This is a genomic window from Mycobacterium sp. (genome assembly GCF_035623875.1).
Lineage (GTDB): Bacteria > Actinomycetota > Actinomycetes > Mycobacteriales > Mycobacteriaceae > Mycobacterium.
The window spans coordinates 1-20,073 of record NZ_DASPSP010000213.1 but is presented as its reverse complement, the minus strand read 5'-3'; the positions used below and the strand labels follow the sequence as shown (position 1 = coordinate 20,073).

Below are 20,073 nucleotides of genomic sequence, written 5' to 3'. Positions count from 1 at the left end.
CCCGCTACAGCCGCGCGACCACGTCGGCCAGCAGGGCGCCCATCCGGGTCGCCGAGGTCGCGCCGGCGGCGAGCACCTCTGCGTGGCTCAGCGGCTCACCGGTGATCCCGGCCGCCAGGTTCGTCACCAGTGACACTCCCAGCACCTCGGCGCCCGCCGCCCGCGCTGCGATCGTCTCGTGCACGGTGGACATGCCCACCAGATCGGCGCCCAGGGTCCGCAACATCCGGATCTCGGCGGGCGTCTCGTAGTGCGGTCCGGGCAGCGCGGCGTACACGCCTTCGGCCAGCGCCGGGTCGACCTGACGGGCCAGCACCCGCAGGCGCGGCGCGTAGGCGTCGACCATGTCGACGAACTGGGCCCCGAGCAGGGGAGACCGTGCGGTCAGGTTCAGGTGGTCGCTGATCAACACCGGCTGGCCTACCTCGAAGTCTTGGCGCACTGCGCCGGCCGCGTTGGTGAGTACGACGATGCTTGCGCCGGCGGCGCACGCCGCCCGCACCGGATGCACGACGTGCAGCAGGTCGTGGCCTTCATACGCATGGACACGACCGGCCAGCACCAGCACGCGGTGTGCACCGATACCTACTGAGAACACCTGACCGGTGTGTCCGACCGCAGTTGGAGGGGTGAAGCCGGGCAGCTCGGCCATCGGCAGCACCGCGGTCGCCGAGCCCAGCGCGGTAACGGCCGGCGCCCAACCCGACCCCAGAACGATCGCGACATCATGTTCGGCGATCCCGGTGCGCTCGGCGATGAATTGCGCGGCCCCCCGGGCGAGCACGTCGGGGTCGGCCGCACCGTCACTCACAGTCGGCGAGCTTAGTCGTTGTCGTCGGTAATCATCGTCGGTGAGATACTGCGACAATGGCCTCAATCTCGGTGTTGGATCGCGTCGAGGACGCGGTGCGGCGCCGTGGCACGGACCTGGTCGAGCTGTCCCACGCGATCCACGCCGAACCGGAGTTGGCGTTCGCCGAGTACCGCAGCTGCGCGAAGGCGCAAGCGCTGGTGGCCGAGCGAGGTTTCGAGATCACTGCCGCAGCCGGTGGATTGGACACCGCTTTCCGCGCTGACTTCGGCAGCGGCCCGTTGGTCGTGGGCGTGTGCGCCGAATATGACGCGCTGCCCGGAATCGGCCATGCCTGCGGACACAACATCATCGCCGCTTCGGCCGTGGGCGCCGCGCTGGCGCTGGCCGATGTCGCCGACCAACTGGGCCTGACGGTTGCGCTGCTGGGCACACCGGCCGAGGAGTTCGGCGGGGGAAAAGTGTTGCTGCTCAACGCCGGAGTCTTCGACGACTTGGCAGTGGCGGTGATGGTGCATCCCGGGCCGGTGGATATCGCGGCCGCCCGGTCGCTTACGTTGTCCGCGGTCCGTGTGGAGTACCGCGGGCGGGAAGCGCATGCGTCGGCCGCACCGCACCTGGGTGTCAACGCCGCCGACGCGGCCACCGTTGCCCAGGTGGCCATCGGGCTGCTGCGTCAACAGATGTCGGCCGGGCAGCAGGTGCACGGCATCGTCTCCGAGGGTGGAGCGGCCGCCAATGTGATCCCGAGCCGGACCGAATTGCAGTACACCATGCGTGCCACCGAGGCGTCGTCGCTTGCCGAGCTGGAAGCCAAGGTGGGCAACTGCTTCTTAGCCGGCGCGGTGGCCACTGGCTGTGACTACATCATCGAGCCCACCGAGCCGATGTACGACGCGCTCAAGCCCGACCGGTGGCTGGCCGGTACCGTCCGCGCCGAGATGACGCGGCTCGGGCGCGTGCCCGTCGACGAGGGACTCGAGGCGGCGCACCCCTTGGGCAGCACCGACATGGGGAACGTCACGCAACTTCTGCCGGGGATCCATCCGATGATCGCCGTCGATGCCGGCGGCGCGTCGTTGCATCAGCCCGACTTCGCCGCGGCTGCGATCGGTCCGAGCGCCGACAAAGCCGTCATCGACGGGGCAATCATGTTGGCGCGCACAGTAGTTCATCTTGCCGAGTCGCCGGATGAACGCGATCGGGTGCTGGCGGCTCTTGACCAGCGGGCGGCATTATGAGCCTCGCAGACGTCGCTGAATCATGGCTGGCAGCCCACTTCGACGACTTGGTCGCCTGGCGGCGACACATCCACCGCTACCCGGAGTTGGGCCGCCAGGAGTACGCCACCACACAGTTTGTCGCCGAACGGTTGGCTGACGCCGGGCTCAACCCGAAGGTGCTCCCCGGCGGGACCGGGCTGACCTGCGATTTCGGTCCCGACCGCGAGCCCCGGATCGCGCTGCGGGCCGACATGGACGCGTTACCGATGGCCGAGCGCACCGCGGCCCCGTATGAATCGACGATGCCCAACGCGGCGCACGCCTGCGGCCACGACGCGCACATCGCGATCCTGCTGGGTACCGCGTTGGCGTTGGCGGGGGTGCCGGAATTGCCGATTGCGCTGCGGCTGATATTCCAACCCGCCGAAGAGCTGATGCCCGGCGGCGCGATCGATGCGATCGCCGCCGGCGCGCTGTCCGGAGTGAGCCGGATCTTCGCCTTGCACTGCGATCCGCGGCTGGCGGTCGGCAAGATCGCGGTGAAGACGGGACCGATCACGTCGGCGGCCGACATGATCGAGATCACCCTGTATTCGCCGGGCGGGCACACCTCGCGCCCACACTTGACCGCCGACCTGGTCTACGGGCTGGGCACGCTGATCACCGGGCTGCCCGGTGTGCTGTCACGCCGCATCGACCCGCGCAACAGCACCGTGATGGTGTGGGGGGCGGTCAATGCAGGAGTGGTCGCCAACGCGATCCCGCAGACCGGCGTGCTGGCGGGCACCATCCGCACGGCCAGCCGGGAAACCTGGCTGGATCTCGAAGACGTCGTGCGTCGGTCGGTGACCGCTCTGCTGTCGCCGCTCGGCATCGAGCACACCTTGCAGTACAGCCGCGGCGTCCCGCCGGTGGTCAACGAGGAAGTCTCGACCCGGATCATCGCCCACGCCATCGATGCTGTCGGCCCGGACGTGCTGACCGACACCAGGCAGTCCGGCGGCGGCGAGGACTTCTCCTGGTATTTGGAGGAAGTGCCTGGCGCGATGGCGCGTCTGGGCGTCTGGTCGGGCCACGGTCCGCAGCTGGATCTGCATCAGCCGACGTTCGACCTCGACGAGCGCGCGCTGGCGATCGGGGTGCGGCTGATGGCGAACATCGTCGAGCAGTCCGCCGCTGCGATTTAGGTTCCCGGACCGATGTTGCGGGCCGGGCGCGTGCGCAGGTTGTGCACGTATTCGTCTGGCGCGCCGGCGATTTCCGCGGCATCGGCCATCACGCCGATGTAGCGTGCCGACGGCAGACCACCCTCCCAGGCGTCCACTACATACAGCCACGCCAAAACCGGATCGGTGGTGGTGTCGGACGACAAGCGTTCCACCCGGCACCGAATCTTCTTGTGGATGCCGAGCTCGGACCCCTCCCAGCGATCGAGGTTGTTCTCGTCCGCGGGCGTCATGTCGTAGAGCACGACGAACACCTTCGAGGCTGGATCCTCGACGACGGTGGCCAGTGCGCCTTCCCAGCCGATGTCCTCGCCACCGAACGTCAGCCGCCAGCCGTGTAACCAGCCAGTTCCGGCCATCGGCGAGTGGGGTGCGCGCTGCAGCATCTGCTCGGGATGCATATTCGACCCGTAGGCAGCGTAGAGCGGCACGGAGAAAGCTTAATCGGCTGCCGCAGGAGCGGCGGTGATCCGACAGGTTCGTTAGGTTAGACGCGTGGCGACCCGCATCGTGATCCTTGGCGGAGGACCAGCCGGTTATGAGGCGGCGCTCGTCGCGGTCGCACGCGGCGCCGAGGTCACCGTCATCGACTCGGACGGCATCGGCGGCGCGGCCGTGCTCTTCGACTGCGTGCCTTCGAAGACGTTCATCGCCTCCACCGGCGTGCGCACCGAACTGCGCCGCGCACCTCAGCTGGGCTTCGACATCGACATCGATGACGCCAAGATCTCGTTGCCGGAAATCCACCAGCGCGTCAAGACGTTGGCCGCGGCGCAGTCCGCCGACATCAATTCCGAACTGGTCAATGCGGGTGCGGAGGTGGTGGCCGGCAGAGGTGAGCTGATCGACCCCAGCCCCGGTCTGGCCGCCCACCGCATCAAGGCGACCGCCGCCGACGGCACCACCAGCACCTACGACGCCGACGTCGTCCTGATCGCCACCGGCGCCAGCCCGCGGGTGTTGCCGTCGGCACAACCTGACGGCGAGCGCATCCTGACCTGGCGTCAGCTCTACGACCTGGACACACTGCCCGACCACCTGATCGTGGTGGGTTCCGGTGTCACCGGCGCCGAATTCGTGCACGCCTACACCGAATTGGGCGTTGATGTCACGGTGGTGGCCAGCCGCGACCGGGTGCTGCCCTACGAAGACGCCGACGCCGCCCTGGTGCTCGAACGGATCTTCGCCGAACGCGGCGTTCAACTGGTCAAGAACGCACGCGCCGACTCGGTGACCCCCACCGAGTCCGGTGTGGTGGTGAAAATGACCGACGGGCGCACCGTGCAGGGCAGTCACGCGCTGATGACGATCGGGTCGGTGCCGAACACCAGCGGCCTGGGCCTGGAACGGGTCGGCATCGAACTGGGACGCGGCAATTACCTGACCGTCGACCGGGTATCACGGACGTCGGTGCCGAACATCTACGCCGCCGGCGACTGCACCGGGCTGCTGCCGTTGGCATCGGTGGCCGCGATGCAGGGTCGCATCGCCATGTGGCACGCGTTGGGGGAGGCCGTCAGCCCCATCCGGCTGCGCACGGTGGCCGCCGCGGTGTTCACCCGGCCCGAGATCGCGGCCGTCGGTGTTCCGCAATCCGCCATCGACGACGGCTCGGTATTGGCGCGAACCATCATGTTGCCGTTGCGGACCAACGCGCGGGCCAAGATGTCTGGCTTGCGCCACGGCTTCGTCAAGATTTTCTGCCGTCGGGCCACCGGTGTGGTGATCGGCGGTGTGGTCGTGGCGCCGATCGCATCCGAGTTGATCCTGCCGATCGCGATGGCCGTGCAGAACCGGCTGACCGTCAACCAGTTGGCGCAGACCCTGAGCGTCTACCCGTCGCTGTCGGGCTCGATCACCGAGGCAGCACGGCGGCTGATGGCGCACGACGACCTGGACTGACCAGGCCAGGTAGCCTAGGGAGCCAGTGCCCTACTGACGAGTAACCGACAGGAGACGTGTGCCGTGAGCGACCCGATTCGGGTACCGGGGAGCCAGCAGACCCGGCCGGGTTCCTTCTTAGGACCCGAGCAGCGCGCCTCGGCCTGGAAGCGCTTAGGACCCGAGCAGCGCGCCTCGGCCTGGAAGCGACTCGGCAGCGAACAATTCGACGTCGTCGTCATCGGTGGCGGTGTGGTGGGCTCGGGATCCGCGCTGGATGCCGCCACCCGCGGGCTGAAAGTGGCGATGGTCGAAGCGCGTGACTTCGCCTCCGGCACGTCAAGCCGATCCTCGAAGATGTTCCACGGCGGGCTGCGCTACTTGGAGCAACTGGAGTTCGGACTGGTGCGTGAGGCGCTCTTCGAGCGCGAGCTGTCGTTGAACACCTTGGCGCCGCATCTCGTCAAGCCGTTGCCGTTCTTGTACCCGCTGACCAAGCGGTGGTGGGAACGGCCGTACGTCGCTGCCGGCATCTTGCTTTACGACGAACTTGGGGGCGCGAAATCCGTTCCGGGACAAAAGCATTTGACCCGTGCCGGTGCGCTGAGGCTGTGCCCGGGTCTGAAGCGCAGCGCGCTGATCGGCGGTATCCGCTACTACGACACCGTCGTCGACGACGCCCGGCACACCATGACCGTTGTGCGTACGGCCGCGCATTACGGCGCAGTAGTGCGGTCGTCCACTCAGGTAGTTTCGTTGCTGCGCGAGGGCGACCGGGTGACCGGCGTGCGGGTGCGCGACTCCGAGGACGGCGCCGTCACCGAAGTCCGCGGTCACGTCGTCGTCAACGCGACCGGGGTGTGGACCGACGAGATTCAGGCATTGTCCAAGCAGCGCGGACGGTTTCAGGTGCGTGCATCCAAAGGTGTGCACATCGTGGTGCCGCGGGACCGGATCGTCAGCGACGTCGCGATCATCCTGCGCACCGAAAAGTCGGTGATGTTCGTCATCCCGTGGGGCAACCATTGGATCATCGGCACCACCGATACCGACTGGGGATTGGACCTGGCGCATCCGGCGGCCACCAAAGCCGACATCGACTACATCCTCGGCACGGTCAACACCGTGCTGGCCACCCCGCTGACCCCCGCCGATATCGACGGGGTGTACGCCGGATTGCGGCCACTGCTGGCCGGGGAGAGCGAGGAAACCTCCAAGCTGTCGCGCGAGCATGCGGTGGCCGTGCCGGCTCCCGGTCTGGTGGCCATCGCCGGCGGCAAGTACACCACCTATCGGGTGATGGCAGCCGACGCGATCGACGCAGCGGCGCAGTACGTTCCGACCCGAGTGGCGCCGTCGATCACCGAGAAGGTGCCGCTGCTGGGCGCCGACGGCTACTTCGCGCTGATCAACCAGACCGAACACGTCGGTGCGCTGGAAGGCCTGCATCCGTACCGGGTGCGTCATCTGCTGGACCGCTATGGATCCCTGATCAGCGAGGTGCTTGCGCTGGCTGCCGACCATCGCGACCTGCTCAATCCGATCGCTGCGGCACCGGGCTACCTCAGGGTGGAAGCGGCGTATGCCGTTGTCGCCGAAGGGGCTTTGCATCTGGAGGACATCCTGTCGCGCCGGATGCGGATCTCGATCGAGTACTCACATCGCGGTGTCGACTGCGCGCGTGAGGTGGCCGAGGTCGTCGCGCCGGTGTTGGGCTGGACCGCCGCCGACGTCGATCGTGAGGTGGAGACCTACACCGCGCGGGTGGAGGCCGAGGTGCTGTCGCAGGCCCAACCCGACGACGCATCGGCGGATGCGCTGCGGGCCAGCGCTCCCGAGGCCCGTGCGGAGATCCTCGAGCCGGTGCCTTTAAATTGAGCGGGCCGTGAGGCCCGCGCCGCTCCCACCACGCGACGGATTAGGGCCGGCCCGACTGCGGGTGCGCGGTGGAGCGCTGGGCGACGAATTACTGACCCGGTTCGGGCCTGACGTTGCCGCCAAGGCGATCGCCGGTGAAGTCGTCGATCAGCACGGTGCGGTGCTCGATCCCGCCACCGTGCTGCCGGCTGGTGCCACCGTCTACCTTTACCGCGACCTGCGCGACGAGGTCCCGGTGCCGTTCGACATCCCCGTGCTGTATCAGGACGCGGACATCGTGGTTGTTGACAAGCCGCACTTCTTGGCCACCATGCCGCGCGGGCGCCACGTCGCGCAGACCGCGCTGGTGCGGTTGCGCCGGGAACTGGGATTACCCGAGCTGAGCCCGGCCCACCGGCTGGACCGGCTGACCGCCGGGGTGCTGCTGTTCACCACCCGCCGCGAACTTCGTGGCGCCTACCAGACGCTGTTCGCACGAGGTGAGGTCCTCAAGACGTATGTGGCGAGGGCCTCCGATTCCAGGGTCAACCCGGACGTTGTGTTCCCGCGTCTGGTGCGCAGCCGGATTGTCAAGCGCCGCGGCCATTTACAAGCCGTCGAAGAACCGGGCGAGCCCAACGCCGAGACGCTTGTGGAGTCGATATCGGCGGACGGGCGGTATCGGCTGACACCGCGCACCGGACGCACCCACCAGCTGCGGGTGCACATGGCTTCGATCGGGATAGCAATCGACGGAGATCCGTTGTACCCCAACGTGATTGACGTAGCGACTGACGACTTCTCCGCGCCGCTGCAGTTGCTGGCGCTGCGTATCGAGTTCGACGACCCGCTGACCGGAGCTCGGCGCCGGTTCGTCAGCGCGCGACAGCTGGATCGCAGGCGCTAGCAGCGCTCGTCGCCGCGACGCATGCGCGGCAGGTCTTGGTCAACCCATGCCGCCAAGTCCGGCCTGGCTGCAGCATCGCGTACGAACGCCACGCCCTGAACGGCAGCACGCAGTGTCTCCCAGGCGCGCGCCGTGAGGGTGCCAGCCCGCAGCGAGCGGATTGTCGTTAGGTTGTTCAGGCTGACGCGGTTCTGCAGTGTTAGCACGCTGGTGCCCTTCAATAATCCGGCAACGTTCGTTCGTCGGACGGACTCCCGCGACGTCATCGGTGTATTCCTCCGTGACTAGCACGAAAACCCTGCCATGTCAGTGATCGGGGTCACAGGCCAATCAGCAGTGATCAACCGCCAATCGGAACGTTCTATTCCACGGTACGTACCGACCGACATTCCCGCCTGCTGGGCAGCATGCCGTGTCGCACGTTCCGTCGTCCTGCACCGGTTTGCGTCCGCGCCGTGCGCAGCCGGCACGGCCGTAGTGTTCTACCAGGTTGACGATGGCGGGCACACCTGGCCCGGCGGGCCTCAATACCTGCCCAAGGCGATCATCGGGCCCACCACGCACGCGTTCGGCGCGTCGGAAGCTATTGGACAGTTCTTCGCCGCGCACAGTCGTTAACGTAAACAGCTCGGAAACCGCGGCTGAAATCACGAATCCGGCAATAACCCGGCACGGTTGCCGAAGCGCGCATCTTGTTACCATGCCTCATGGCTGCGAGGATGACAGCAGTTTGGCGGGTTGCGGCCACGCCGGCGTCGATCGTCACGTCGTTCCTGAAGGAATTGGATTGAAAATCAAGAGGTTTGGCGCCGCGCTGAGCATCCTCACCACTGTTGCACTGATCTTCTCGGCATGTGGTCACAACAACGCTACCGGAGGAAGTGCCACGACAGGCACGTTGCCGGTAAAGGTGACCTGCGGCGGCAAGGCGACACTGAAGGCCAGTGGTTCCACAGCCCAGGAGAACGCAATGAGCCGTTTTGTCAAGGCTTTCGAACAATCCTGCCCGGGCCAGTCGGTGAATTACACACCCAATGGTTCCGGCGCGGGAATCGGCGAATTCATCGGCAACCAAACCGATTTCGCCGGGTCGGACACTCCGCTGAACAGGGGCGAGGAGGCGCAGGCGGAGCAGCGGTGCGGCTCACCAACGTTGGATCTGCCGGTGGTGTTTGGCCCCATCGCCGTCGCCTATAACGTCAACGGTCTGACTTCGTTGAACCTCAGCGGTCCGGTCACGGCTCAGATCTTCAACGGCCAGATCACCATGTGGAACGATGCTGCGATCGGGCTGCTGAACCTAGGTGTCACGCTGCCCGCTGAGCCGATTCGGGTGGTGTTCCGTAGCGATGAGTCCGGGACCACGGACAATTTCCAGAAGTATCTCGATACCGTATCCGCTGGCACGTGGGGTTTCCCCGCGGGAATGAAGTTCAACGGCGGTGTCGGTGAGGGCGCCCGCGGCAGCGACGGCGCCGCTGCGGCCGTCAAAAGCACCGAAGGGTCGATCACCTATATCGAGTGGTCGTTTGCCCAGGCGCAACAGCTGAACACGGCCAAGGTCGTCACGACGGCCGGTCCCGAGCCGGTTGCGATCAGCCCAGAGTCAGTGGGAAAGACGATTTCGTCAGCATGGTTTATGAGGAAGGGCAACGACCTCGCCTTGGACACGATCTCGTTCTACCGGCCCAACCAACCCGGTTCCTACCCGATCGTGCTGGCGACATATGCGATTGTGTGCTCGAAGTACCACGATCCGCAGGTCGGCACGGCTGTGAAGGCATTCCTGCAAAACACGATCGGCGCCGGCCAGAATGATCTGCCGGCCCACGGATACATCCCCATTCCGCCCGAGTTCAAGTCACGATTGTCGACCGCGATCAACGCAATCTCGTGAGCTCAGGGCCTCCGAAGCTGAATGTTTCAGGGCTTTTTTCACCCCCGTCAACCCAGAGTTCCAAAAGTTTTCCCGCAGTAGTCGATCTTTGGCGTCATGGAGTTCATAACAGTGCCGCCCGAAGTGACCTCTGCGCTGATCCACTCGGGACCCGGTGCCGAATCGCTGATCGCGGCTTCCGGAGCGTGGCAACAGCTCGGCACCAATCTAGAAGACTCTGCTGAGAACTACGCCGCCGCGTTGTCGTCACTGGGCGAAACCTGGCATGGTCCTTCCTCAGCGGCGATGGTCGAGGCGGTCGAACCCTACCTGGCCTGGCTGCAAACCACCGCGCAGCAGTGTGAGCAGACAGCCTCTTCGGCGATGGCTGCAGCAGCGGCAGTCAACTCCGTCCGCGCGGCGGTGGTTCCCACCGCACAGGTCACCGCCAACCGGATGCAGCTGGTGCAGTTGTTGGCCACCGACCAGTTCGGGAGCAACCTTCCGGCTATCGCCGAAAACGAAGCCGAGTATCAGACCATGTGGGCGAACAACTCGGCGGCGATGAATCGCTATCAGGCCACCTCGGCACAGGCCAGCATGCTGCCGCAGTTCTCCTCGCCGACTTCGGTTACCAATTCGGCAGGGGGGGCCAGCGCGGTGTCGGACGCCAGCACGGCAGCGGCCACTACCGGGGCCACTTCGGCCCAATCACTCTTGGATAACTGGAACGCCTTCATCGCGGCGATTTCTAGCGGTGATTTTGCCACCGTCTTTGGCGTCAACATACCCGGCATAGGGAACAACTCCGTTGCCACCCTGGGGCTCAACTCCAACTATTTGAACACCATCTTCTCGTCCGGATTTCCGGTCAACCTGCTCAGCTATTTGGCGCAGAACCAATCGGCGCAAGCCCTGACGGGCGTGAACAACTCGATTGGCCAGGGTGTGTCCGAAGGTGAGTCAGCCCTGGGACCGCTGGGAGGGGCGAGTGGATTAGGTGGGTTAGGTGGCATAGGTCGGTCTGGGCTGGGTGCGTTAGGTCCGGGCGCGTTAGGCGCCGCTGGACTCGGCCAAGCGTCCACGTCGGCGTGGACGGGTGCTGGAGTGTCGATAGGCAAGCTGACCGCGCCGCCAGCCGTGGTGGGATTGTTGCCGGCTTCGCAGGTACCGGTGCAACTTGCGTCAGCAGCAACGCCGCTGGGCGCGGGCGAATCCGGGATGCCCATGCTGCCGCCGATCATGCCGCCACCGATTTCGCCGGCAGGCAGCGGTTGGCGCAAACGCAAGCAGCAGAAATACGAAGATATTGCCATCGGCGCCGAACTCAAGGGGACAGTGATGCGCCCACCCCCATCGGCGGGATGAGCGATCCCGCGCGGCAGCTCAGGAGCTGGGGTGCGGCGGGTCGCCGTGCAGGTAGCCAAGGCCGTTCTGGATTCCTTGGTCCACCTGGTCCGTGACTGGCGCCGTGCCGGGTGGGGCCACGACCGGCGGTTTGCAGCTGCAGCCGAGGGTGCCGAACGAGCTGGGGTCGGCGCTGGCCGGTGTTGCTACGCTCACTGCGGCAGCGAGCGCGATCGCGGCGCCGAACAATATATTCCTGATCACCAATGGTTCTCCGTAAGAGTTGTTACCCGAGTGTACAAGCGCCGTCAGGACCCTGCGTGCCGCGGGCAGAACGCAGCGATGCTGACGCCGACGAAGAACCCCGCGTGGTAGCCGTCCAAACTGCTTTGTTGCATCACGTCATTCGCGACGTCGGTCGAGGCCCTACCGCTATCGAGTTCATCGCAGACCTCGTGAGCGGCGACGATCGCGGACTGCGCGGAGGCGAAGGTAATGCCCCGAGTGCCCAGCGCGTTTATGAAATTGCCATCGACCGCGTCGGCATGCGCGGTCGGGGCGGTGACCACCACGAGGCTAAGCAGCGCGACCGACAGGACAAGGCCGGCCAATGGCGATCGCACATGGCGAAGCGAGCACACTGGGGTGGTCGTCATTCCTGAACCTCTCCGCTGAGCAGAAGGGTGGGTGTTGGGACGGCAAAGTCAAGCCGCTGACATAGCGATCATTGCATGCCACGGCCGGACGGTTGGCACCCGTGCGATCGTTAACCGAACGGACATCCGCCGGGGGTTCAGTGTTGGCAGGTCGGGCACCAATAGGCCACCCGCTCACCGCTGTCGTCGTAGTTGATCGAGGTGCCGCAGCGACGGCAACTCTGCCCGGCTCGCCCGTAGACCCACAGTTGCCGGCCGGCCCGGGTGTCGCCGGTGGTGCACCGGTTCCAGCGGTAGCGGTTGGCCCACAGCATGTCGCGGGCACGGGAGACCAGCCGGTGCGGGTCGCTGACCGCGCTCACCGGGGCGGTAGGCAGGCGTCCGCCGACGAAACACAGTTCGTTGCAGTAGACATTGCCGATCCCGGCCAGCACCCGTTGGTCCAGCAGCGCCTCGGCGATCGGTCGATCTGGGTCTATCGTCAGGTTGGCAGCCGCGACCTGTGGATCCCAGTCGGCGCCCAGCAGGTCAGGTCCCAGGTGTGCGACCACGTCGCCGTCTTGGGCGCGGTCGATGACTTCCAGCACGCCGAGGTCGATGCCAACCGCGCGAATATCGTTGGCCTCCAGGATGATCCGAATCCGGTGGTCGTTACGCACCGGCCGGGAACCGACTCGCCAGCTGCCGTCCATCTTCAGATGCGAGTGGATACTGGCAGGTCCGACGCGAATAAATAAATGCTTGCCACGGCTGCACACCTCATCGACCACCTGACCGGTCAGATCGACCGTCGCGAAGCGCGGCACCCGCACATCGCATCGGGTCAGTGTGCGACCGACCAGTGCCTGCCGCAGTGTGTCTGCGGTGTGCCAGACCGTGTCACCCTCGGGCATGCGCTACCGCAGCCGCAGTCCGCGTGGGGTACGGGCGAACCCGGCATAGGACAGCGCGCTCACGACCGGCGCCGAGACGTCGGGCCCCAGGACCGCGACGCCGTTGATCCGCTCGACGAGAATCGAGCTGACCCGCCCGGCCGTCACCAGCTCGGCCAGCGCCGCGCCCGCGGCGCGGTTGGCCTCGGGATCGTCGCGGAAGCTCAGCAGTGAGCGCCCGCCGCGCTCGACAAACCAGACCAGCTCGCCGTCGACCAGCACAACCAGTGCTCCAGCTTTGCGACCCGGCCGGGCGCCGCCGTCTTCCTCCCGCGTGCGGGATGGCCAGGGGAGTGCGGCGCCGTACGGGTTCGCCGGGTCGGCGGCAGCCAGCACCACTGCCCGGTATTCGGGTCGCTCTGGGTCTTCGAAAGAGCCGGGCTCGTCGAGATAGCCGCGCAACCGGTCGACCGTCGACGCCACCGCGAACTGAGCGCCGCCCAGCGACTCGACGAAATAGCCGCGCTGGCATCGGCCGGCTTCCTCGAACGTGCTCAGCACCTTGTAGAGCATCGCGAACCCGCCAGGCAACCCTTCGGCTGCCACCGCGCCCCTGGTCAGCACGCCATGGCGGTTTAGCAGCAGCTCGGCTTGATGGTGGGCCCGCAGCGTTGAATCCGGCTCGGGCATCGGCAGCGCCGACCAACGCCCCGCCACCGTGGGATCGGTGGCGCGTGACTGGGCGTGCGCGACGCTGTAGCGGCTCAGCCGGGGCGGGCGTGCTCCGCGGCCCAGCCGGTGCGCCGGGGTGGACCGTCTGCGGCTACCCGGCGCGCCGCTGAGCAGCGCGCGAACCGGCGCGAAGGTGTCGCCGGTGACCGAGCCGGCCCAGATGAGTTCCCACAGAGCCGTTTTGAGCTCTCGCTCGCCGACTTGACCACCCGCAAGGCCTTGCGCGAGTTGGCGGAAGAAGAAGGCCCCGCCGCCGGCCAGGGTGTCCAGGATCGCGTGGTGGGCCACGGTCAGCTCGATCGTGGCGGGGGCAGTCAGGGTCAGCGGCGCCGCGTCGGCCGGGTGGAACGCGACCCAGCCGTCGCCCGCCGAGACGGATCCGGCGCCCGACCAGACAACCTCGCCAGAAGCCAGCAGTTCGTCGAGCATGGCGGGGGAGTAGCCGCGTACCCGAGGTGGCAGCACGAGGGACTCGATCGCCGAGGCGGGTAGCGCAACGCCGGCCAGCTGGTCGACGACAGCCGCCAGCCCGTCGAGCCCGGTGTTAGTCGCCGAGCCGACCTGATGCCAGCCGGGCAGGAAACGCGCGTAGGCGCTGGTGCTGACCGGCTCCACTTGCGCCCGCAGCGCCGCCAGCGATCTGCGGCGGAGGATTCGCAGTACGTCGGCGTCGCACCACTGGTCACCGGCTGCTTCCGCGGAGAACTCGCCGCGGACCAGCCGCCCGTCGGCGGCCAACCGGCCCAGCACGTCGGCGGCTACCCGCAGCCCCAGGCCGAACCGGGCGGCGACGTCGGAGGTGGTGAACGGCGCGTGGGTGCGCGCGTACCGGCCCAGCAGTTCGCCCAGCGGATCGGTGACCGCCTCGGTGAAGCTGGCCGGCACGCCGACCGGCACGGCCACCCCGACGCCGTCGCGCAGCCGGCCGATGTCTTCGATCGCAACCCACCAACTCTGTCCGGCAAAAGAAACCATCAGCGCGCGTTTGGCAGCGCACAGGCCCTCCAACCAGCCGCCGATGTCGGCGCCGCCGGCGCGGGTGGCGACTTCTTCGGTGGTCAACGGGCCCAGCAGCCGCAGCAGATCGGCCACGGCCTCGGCGTCGCGGGCCATCCGATCGGCCGACAGATGCTGCAATTGTCGGCCAGTGGCGGCGACGACCTCGGGGTCGAGCAGCTCGCGGAGCTCGACGCGGCCCAGCAGTTCGGCCAGCAAGGTGGCGTCCAGCGACAGGGCCGCGGCGCGGCGCTCGGCCAGCGGGCTGTCGCCCTCGTACATGAACGCCCCGACATAGCCGAACAGCAGCGACGCGGCGAACGGCGACGGCGTGGCGGTCTCGGCCTCCAGCACGCGCACTTTGCGCTGGGCGATGTCGGTCATCAGCCTGGCCAACGTCGGCACGTCGTATACGTCCTGCAGGCATTCGCGGACCGCCTCCAGCACGATCGGGAAGTCCGGATATTTGCGGGCCACGTCGAGAAGCTGTGCGGCGCGCTGACGTTGATGCCACAGCGGCGTTCGGCGGCCGGGATGCCGCCGCGGCAGCAGCAGGGCACGTGCCGCGCACTCCCGGAACCGCGAGGCGAACAGCGCCGAACCGCCTACCTCTGCGGTGACCATCGGGTCGATCTCGTCGGCGTCGAAGACGAACAGTTCAGCACCCGGTGGCTTGTCGGCAGATTCCGGCCCAGACTCGGAGAATGTGTCGGGCAACCGCACCACGATGCCGTCGTCCGAGGCGGTCGGCTTCTCATCGATGCCGTAGCGGTCGCGCAGTCGGCGGCTCACCGCCAGTGCGAGCGGGCCGTGTACCCGGAGGCCATAAGGGGAGTGCAGGATCACCCGCCAGTCGCCCAGCTCGTCGTGGAACCGCTCGACCAGCAAGATGGTGTCGGTGGGGACCACGGTGGTGGCGGTGCGCTGGTCGTCCAGTAGCCGCCACAGATTGTCTGTAGCGTAGTCATTGAAACCTAGCTCAGCACAACGCTTTTCGAATGGGTCGCGGCCCAGGCTGGCCAGCTCGCCAGTGAACTTGCCAACCGCCTGGCCCAGCTCGGCGGGCCGCCCGGCGTCGTCGCCGCGCCAGAACGGCAACCGGGCCGGCTGGCCGGGTGCCGGGATCACCAACACCCGGTCGTGGGTGATTTCGGTGATCCGCCAGCTGGTGGCCCCCAACGAGATGACATCCCCCGGGCGGGATTCGTAGACCATTTCCTCATCGAGTTCGCCTACGCGAGAGGGCTTTTCGGAATCAGTGGCCAGGTAGACGGTGAACAGGCCGCGGTCCGGGATCGCTCCGCCGGAGGTGACCGCCAGCCGCTGCGCGCCCGGCCGTGCCGTCACGGTGCCAGCGTCGCGGTCGTAAATCAGCCGCGGCCGCAGCTCGGCGAACTCGGTCGATGGGTACTTACCGGACAGCAGATCCAAGGTGGCCTCAAACGCGCTGTGCGGCAGCGTCGCAAACGGAGCGCTGCGTCGCACGGTGTCGAACCAGCGCTCGATGTTGAGCGGCTCCAGCGCTGCCGCGGACACCGTGTGCTGGGCGAGGATGTCGAGCGGGTTGGTCGGTACCCGCATCGTCTCGATCTGACCGGCGAGCATGCGCTGCACGGCCACCGCGCAACCGATCAGGTCGATGCGGTGTTTGGGGAACAGCACCCCTTGCGAGATTTCGCCGACCTGGTGTCCGGCCCGCCCGATGCGTTGCAGGCCGCTGGCCACCGACGGCGGGGCCTCTACCTGGATCACCAGGTCGACCGCGCCCATATCGATGCCCAGTTCCAGGCTGGAGGTCGCCACCACTGCTTTCAGTCGCCCGGTTTTGAGTTCCTCTTCGACGATGGCGCGTTGTTCCTTGCTGACCGAACCATGATGGGCACGGGCCAGCACGGGCGGGGCGCCGTAGGTCTGGCCGCTGCCCAATAGCTGAGCCGGCGCGCCGCCGGCGACTTGCGAGTTGGCGGTGGACGGTAGGTCGACGCCCGTGCGTTCGGCGTGGATCTCGTTGAGCCGAGCGGTCAATCGCTCGGCTAGCCGCCGTGAGTTGGCGAACACGATCGTCGAGTTGTGTGTTTCGACCAGGTCGACCAGACGCGCCTCGACATCCGGCCAGATGGTGTTGTCGGCCAGGTTCGCCATGTCCGGGACGGGCACCTGCACGGTCAGCTCGAAGGTTTTGGTTGCCGGCGGGGCCACGATCGTCGTGGGTGAAGCGCCGGACAAGAACCGGGCCACCTCCTCTGGCGGGCGCACGGTCGCCGACAGGCCGATGCGCTGCGCGGGTGCGGCCAACATGTCGTCAAGCCGCTCCAGCGACAGTGCCAGGTGAGCGCCCCGCTTGGTGCCGGCGATGGCGTGGATCTCGTCGACGATCACGGTTTGCACACCGCCCAGGGTCTGGCGCGCCGCCGAGGTCAGCATCAGAAAGAGGGACTCCGGCGTGGTGATCAACACGTCGGGCGGCGTGCTGATGAGCTGGCGGCGCTGCGCGGGCGGGGTGTCGCCCGATCGCACCCCGACGCTGATCTGCGGCGCCGGTAGACCCCGTCGTTCGGCAACCCGGGTCATTCCCGCCAGCGGGGTGCGCAGGTTGCGCTCGACGTCGACGGCCAAGGCCTTCAGCGGTGACACGTACAGCACCCGAGTGCCGCGTGATCGCTCGTCGCCCGATGCGCCAGTGGGGCTGGCAAGTTGGTCAATCGCCCACAGAAACGCCGCGAGTGTTTTACCGGATCCGGTCGGCGCGATGACCAGGGTGTTATGGCCATCGGCGATCGCGGCCCAGGCCGCAGCCTGCGCGGGGGTGGGCTTGGCGAAGGTACCGGCGAACCAGTCGCGGGTGCCGTCGCTGAACCGCGCGAGTGGATCAGCGGGCACGGTGCTCACCTACCCATGATGGCAACGGGCGCTGACAAAGGGGTCAAGCGGCGTCGCCCGTGCGTCAGCGCTCGTCGGGCCCGACCGCCTTGGCCAGTTGCTCGGGAATCCCGTTGACCCGGGTAATCGCGTCGAGCAGTGCGTGAGCGCAGGTTTCGCTCAGGTGGCCTGCGTCGGTCTGGGGGTGCATGATCCGCTGCCGGCACACCTCGAAGGTCAGCGCCAGCCAGCCGTGGATGACGATCCGCAGATCGCGTTCCACCTCGGGCGAGAGCTCATTGCACGGGCCGTCGACCTCGACGATGCGGCTCATGATGTGTTCCATCTGACGATCCTTGGCCTTGTCGTCGATGCCGAGTAAGACCGGATCGGAGCGGCCGAGGCCGACGTAGGCGGCCCAGGCGGCGTGCGGGTACTCCTGGTGATACTGCATGTACGCGAGTACGCCGTCCCGGGTCTCCTCAAACAGCGACTGGCCTGGTGCCGGCAGGGCGTTGGTGGTCTCGAACAGCTGGTCGGCCTGGCCTTTGACGACGGCGGCGAAGAACGCCCGCTTGTCCGGGAAGTAGTGATACATCAACGCCCGGGACACACCGGCCCGTTCGGCGATCTCGTCGATGCGGACCTCATCGTAGGGTCGTTGGCCGAAGACTTCCGCGCCTAGCGCCAGCAACTCGGCGCGGCGGTCGTCCGGAGATAACCGGCGCCGGGGCGTTCGCATAGACCAGATGGTACTTGTCGATCCTCGGCGCAGGCCGTCGACGCTCAGGAACCCGTCGGGCAACGCGAGAATAGAATCGCTGACCGATGGACGCCAAAAGCCCGCAAACCCGCACAGGGTTGAGTCATCACGTTGGCGCCCTGGTCGACGGCTTCGAGACCGTGGCTTACGGGATCGCTTTCCTGCTCCTTGTGTCGGCCGCGATCATGGTGGTGATCGGCGGCGCGGGAGCAGTCGTGCAAGCCGCGACCCACAAGGTCAGCACGCTGCAGGGCAGTGTCCTGATCCTCGACCGTGTGCTGATGGTCCTTATCATCGCCGAGATCGCTGCCACTCTCCGGACCGTACTGCTCCGTCACGAAATCGCCGCCGAGCCTTTTCTCTTCATCGGGTTGATTGCCAGCGTGCGACGGATCCTGATGGTGACCGCGGAAGCAGAGCATCCACATTCGGACCAGGAGCTCAACCGCCTCCTGCTCGAGCTGGGTGCGCTGGGGCTGCTGGTGATAGGCATGGCGGCGGCAATCTTCTTGATCCGCTTCAGTGCCCGGCGGGCTGCGCCGAGTGACGATCACGACCTCTGACTCAGCCGAAGTGCACGCCCTGGGCCAGCGGCAGCTCGGTGGAGTAGTTGACGGTGTTGGTGGCCCGGCGCATGTAGGCCTTCCAGGCGTCCGACCCGGACTCCCGGCCGCCGCCGGTCTGCTTCTCACCGCCGAACGCGCCGCCGATCTCGGCGCCCGAGGTGCCGATGTTGACGTTGGTGATACCGCAGTCAGAGCCGTCGATGAACCGTTCGGCCTCACGGATATCTGTCGTGAAGATCGCCGACGACAGGCCCTGGGGCACGGCGTTGTTCAGCGCGATGGCGTGGTCGAGATCGTCGTACACCAACACGTAGAGGATCGGCGCGAACGTTTCGGTGTGCACGATGTCGGTCTGCGACGGCATCCGCACCACTGCCGGCGCGACGTAGTAGGCGCTCGGCTGGCCCAGATCGTGGCGCTCGCCGCCGACCACCTCGCCGCCATCGGCGCGTGCCTGTTCCAGCGCGCCCACCATGTCGCGGTAAGCCGTCTCGTGAATGAGCGGGCCGACCAGCGTTCCGTCGGTCGACGGATCGCCGATCGGCAGCTGTCGATAGGCGGCGGCGATGCGCCCTGCCACATCGTCGGCCACCGACCGGTGCACGATCAGGCGGCGCAGCGTGGTGCAGCGTTGACCGGCGGTGCCGGCGGCGGCGAACACGATGGCGCGCACCGCCAGATCCAGGTCGGCCGATGGCGTGACGACGGCGGCGTTGTTGCCGCCCAGTTCCAGCAGCGACCGGCCAAACCGCCGCGCGACCCGGGGTCCGACCTGCTGGCCCATGCGCACCGAGCCGGTCGCGGACACCAACGCGACCCGCTCGTCGTCGACGAGCTGCTCACCGACCTCGCGGCCGCCGATGATCAGCGCGCAGACACCGGCCGACACCCCAACGTCACTGGCCGCCCGTCCAATCAGCGCCTGGCAGGCCAACGCCGTCAACGGGGTCAGCTCGGACGGTTTCCACACCACGGTGTCCCCGCAGACCAGCGCCACCGCGGTGTTCCAGGCCCATACCGCCACCGGGAAGTTGAACGCGGTGATCACCCCGACCACGCCGAGCGGATGCCAGGTCTCCCTCAGCCGGTGCCCTGGCCGCTCCGACGCGATCGTGCGCCCGTAGAGCTGACGCGACAGGCCGACGGCGAACTGGCAGACATCGATCATCTCCTGCACTTCGCCCAGCGCCTCGGAGGTGATCTTGCCCGCCTCGATCGTCACTAGGGTGGCGAGGTCTTGCTTGTGTTGGGTGAGCAGCTCGCCCAGTCGGCCCACCAGTGCACCGCGTACCGGAGCGGGAGTGGCTCGCCAGGTCGAAAACGCTTGCGCGGCATCGGCGATGCCGCTATCTACCTGTTCCGGTGTGGTCTGCTGGACGGCGAACAGGACGTCGCCGGTAACCGGTGTGCTTGCCGGCAGGCCGTGCTCGCCCGGCTCACCGAGAGCGACATTGCAGCCGGCGGCCTCCAGCGCGCGGCAGGCGCGGGTGCGCAACACGTC

16 protein-coding genes and 1 pseudogene are annotated in these 20,073 nt (G+C 67.1%); 9 read left to right on the top strand and 8 right to left on the bottom strand.

Annotation, left to right across the window (positions count from 1 at the left end; translation table 11 throughout):
• Nucleotides 1-4: 4 nt before the first annotated feature.
• Nucleotides 5-811, bottom strand: coding sequence for a purine-nucleoside phosphorylase (locus tag VEI45_RS17815; protein ID WP_324855562.1), 807 nt, complete (start codon nucleotides 809-811; stop codon nucleotides 5-7).
• Between the two features lie 56 nt (nucleotides 812-867).
• On the opposite strand from VEI45_RS17815, the gene VEI45_RS17810 reads away from it, so the two are divergent.
• Both VEI45_RS17810 and VEI45_RS17805 read left to right on the top strand, forming a co-directional pair.
• Complete coding sequence (locus VEI45_RS17810; protein ID WP_324855559.1) at nucleotides 868-2,052, top strand: M20 family metallopeptidase; 1,185 nt, start codon at nucleotides 868-870, stop codon at nucleotides 2,050-2,052.
• Complete coding sequence (locus VEI45_RS17805; RefSeq protein ID WP_324855558.1) at nucleotides 2,049-3,221, top strand: M20 family metallopeptidase; 1,173 nt, start codon at nucleotides 2,049-2,051, stop codon at nucleotides 3,219-3,221. Before VEI45_RS17810 ends, VEI45_RS17805 begins: the two co-directional genes overlap by 4 nt.
• On the opposite strand, the gene VEI45_RS17800 is transcribed toward VEI45_RS17805, so the two are convergent.
• Nucleotides 3,218-3,691, bottom strand: a complete 474-nt coding sequence (locus VEI45_RS17800) for a gamma-glutamylcyclotransferase (RefSeq protein WP_324855556.1) — start codon at nucleotides 3,689-3,691, stop codon at nucleotides 3,218-3,220. The two genes, VEI45_RS17805 and VEI45_RS17800, sit on opposite strands and share 4 nt — an antisense overlap.
• A 64-nt stretch (nucleotides 3,692-3,755) precedes the next feature.
• Here VEI45_RS17800 and VEI45_RS17795 point away from each other — a divergent pair, with 64 nt between their 5' ends.
• The 6 genes and pseudogenes from VEI45_RS17795 to VEI45_RS17770 all read left to right on the top strand — a co-directional run bounded on the left by VEI45_RS17795 (nucleotide 3,756) and on the right by VEI45_RS17770 (nucleotide 11,149).
• Nucleotides 3,756-5,162, top strand: coding sequence for an NAD(P)H-quinone dehydrogenase (locus VEI45_RS17795; protein ID WP_324855554.1), 1,407 nt, complete (start codon nucleotides 3,756-3,758; stop codon nucleotides 5,160-5,162).
• A 63-nt stretch (nucleotides 5,163-5,225) separates the two neighbouring features.
• Nucleotides 5,226-7,019, top strand: a complete 1,794-nt coding sequence (locus VEI45_RS17790) for a glycerol-3-phosphate dehydrogenase/oxidase (protein ID WP_324855552.1) — start codon at nucleotides 5,226-5,228, stop codon at nucleotides 7,017-7,019.
• Between the two features lie 7 nt (nucleotides 7,020-7,026).
• Nucleotides 7,027-7,905 carry a pseudouridine synthase gene (locus VEI45_RS17785; RefSeq protein WP_324855550.1) on the top strand — a complete coding sequence of 293 codons (879 nt, stop codon included), beginning with the start codon at nucleotides 7,027-7,029 and terminating at the stop codon, nucleotides 7,903-7,905.
• 435 nt (nucleotides 7,906-8,340) lie between these two features.
• A pseudogene (locus tag VEI45_RS17780) lies at nucleotides 8,341-8,523 on the top strand (esterase); the annotation flags it as partial.
• Nucleotides 8,524-8,692: 169 nt separating this feature from the next.
• Nucleotides 8,693-9,802, top strand: a complete 1,110-nt coding sequence (gene pstS / locus VEI45_RS17775) for a phosphate ABC transporter substrate-binding protein PstS (RefSeq protein ID WP_324855548.1) — start codon at nucleotides 8,693-8,695, stop codon at nucleotides 9,800-9,802.
• Nucleotides 9,803-9,898: 96 nt separating this feature from the next.
• Nucleotides 9,899-11,149 carry a PPE family protein gene (locus tag VEI45_RS17770; protein WP_324855546.1) on the top strand — a complete coding sequence of 417 codons (1,251 nt, stop codon included), beginning with the start codon at nucleotides 9,899-9,901 and terminating at the stop codon, nucleotides 11,147-11,149.
• 18 nt (nucleotides 11,150-11,167) lie between these two features.
• Here the strand turns inward: VEI45_RS17770 and VEI45_RS17765 are convergent, their stop codons facing one another.
• The 5 genes from VEI45_RS17765 to VEI45_RS17745 all read right to left on the bottom strand — a co-directional run bounded on the left by VEI45_RS17765 (nucleotide 11,168) and on the right by VEI45_RS17745 (nucleotide 17,985).
• On the bottom strand, nucleotides 11,168-11,392 hold the full coding sequence (locus tag VEI45_RS17765) for a hypothetical protein (RefSeq protein WP_324855544.1): 225 nt from the start codon (nucleotides 11,390-11,392) through the stop codon (nucleotides 11,168-11,170).
• A gap of 44 nt (nucleotides 11,393-11,436) precedes the next feature.
• On the bottom strand, nucleotides 11,437-11,784 hold the full coding sequence (locus tag VEI45_RS17760; protein ID WP_324855542.1) for a DUF732 domain-containing protein: 348 nt from the start codon (nucleotides 11,782-11,784) through the stop codon (nucleotides 11,437-11,439).
• Nucleotides 11,785-11,921: 137 nt separating this feature from the next.
• Nucleotides 11,922-12,677: an endonuclease VIII Nei2 gene (gene nei2, locus VEI45_RS17755; protein WP_324855540.1), complete on the bottom strand. Its 756-nt coding sequence runs from the start codon at nucleotides 12,675-12,677 to the stop codon at nucleotides 11,922-11,924.
• Between the two features lie 3 nt (nucleotides 12,678-12,680).
• Complete coding sequence (locus VEI45_RS17750; RefSeq protein WP_324855539.1) at nucleotides 12,681-17,273, bottom strand: ATP-dependent helicase; 4,593 nt, start codon at nucleotides 17,271-17,273, stop codon at nucleotides 12,681-12,683.
• A gap of 55 nt (nucleotides 17,274-17,328) precedes the next feature.
• Complete coding sequence (locus VEI45_RS17745; protein ID WP_324855537.1) at nucleotides 17,329-17,985, bottom strand: TetR/AcrR family transcriptional regulator; 657 nt, start codon at nucleotides 17,983-17,985, stop codon at nucleotides 17,329-17,331.
• 86 nt (nucleotides 17,986-18,071) lie between these two features.
• Between VEI45_RS17745 and VEI45_RS17740 the strand changes: the two genes are divergently transcribed.
• A complete protein-coding gene (locus VEI45_RS17740) occupies nucleotides 18,072-18,569 on the top strand; it encodes a phosphate-starvation-inducible PsiE family protein (RefSeq protein ID WP_324855535.1) in 498 nt (165 codons plus the stop codon).
• A gap of 1 nt (nucleotide 18,570) precedes the next feature.
• Here VEI45_RS17740 and VEI45_RS17735 read toward each other — a convergent pair whose 3' ends face one another.
• Nucleotides 18,571-20,070: an aldehyde dehydrogenase family protein gene (locus VEI45_RS17735; protein ID WP_414687518.1), complete on the bottom strand. Its 1,500-nt coding sequence runs from the start codon at nucleotides 20,068-20,070 to the stop codon at nucleotides 18,571-18,573.
• Between the last annotated feature and the right edge of the window lie 3 nt (nucleotides 20,071-20,073).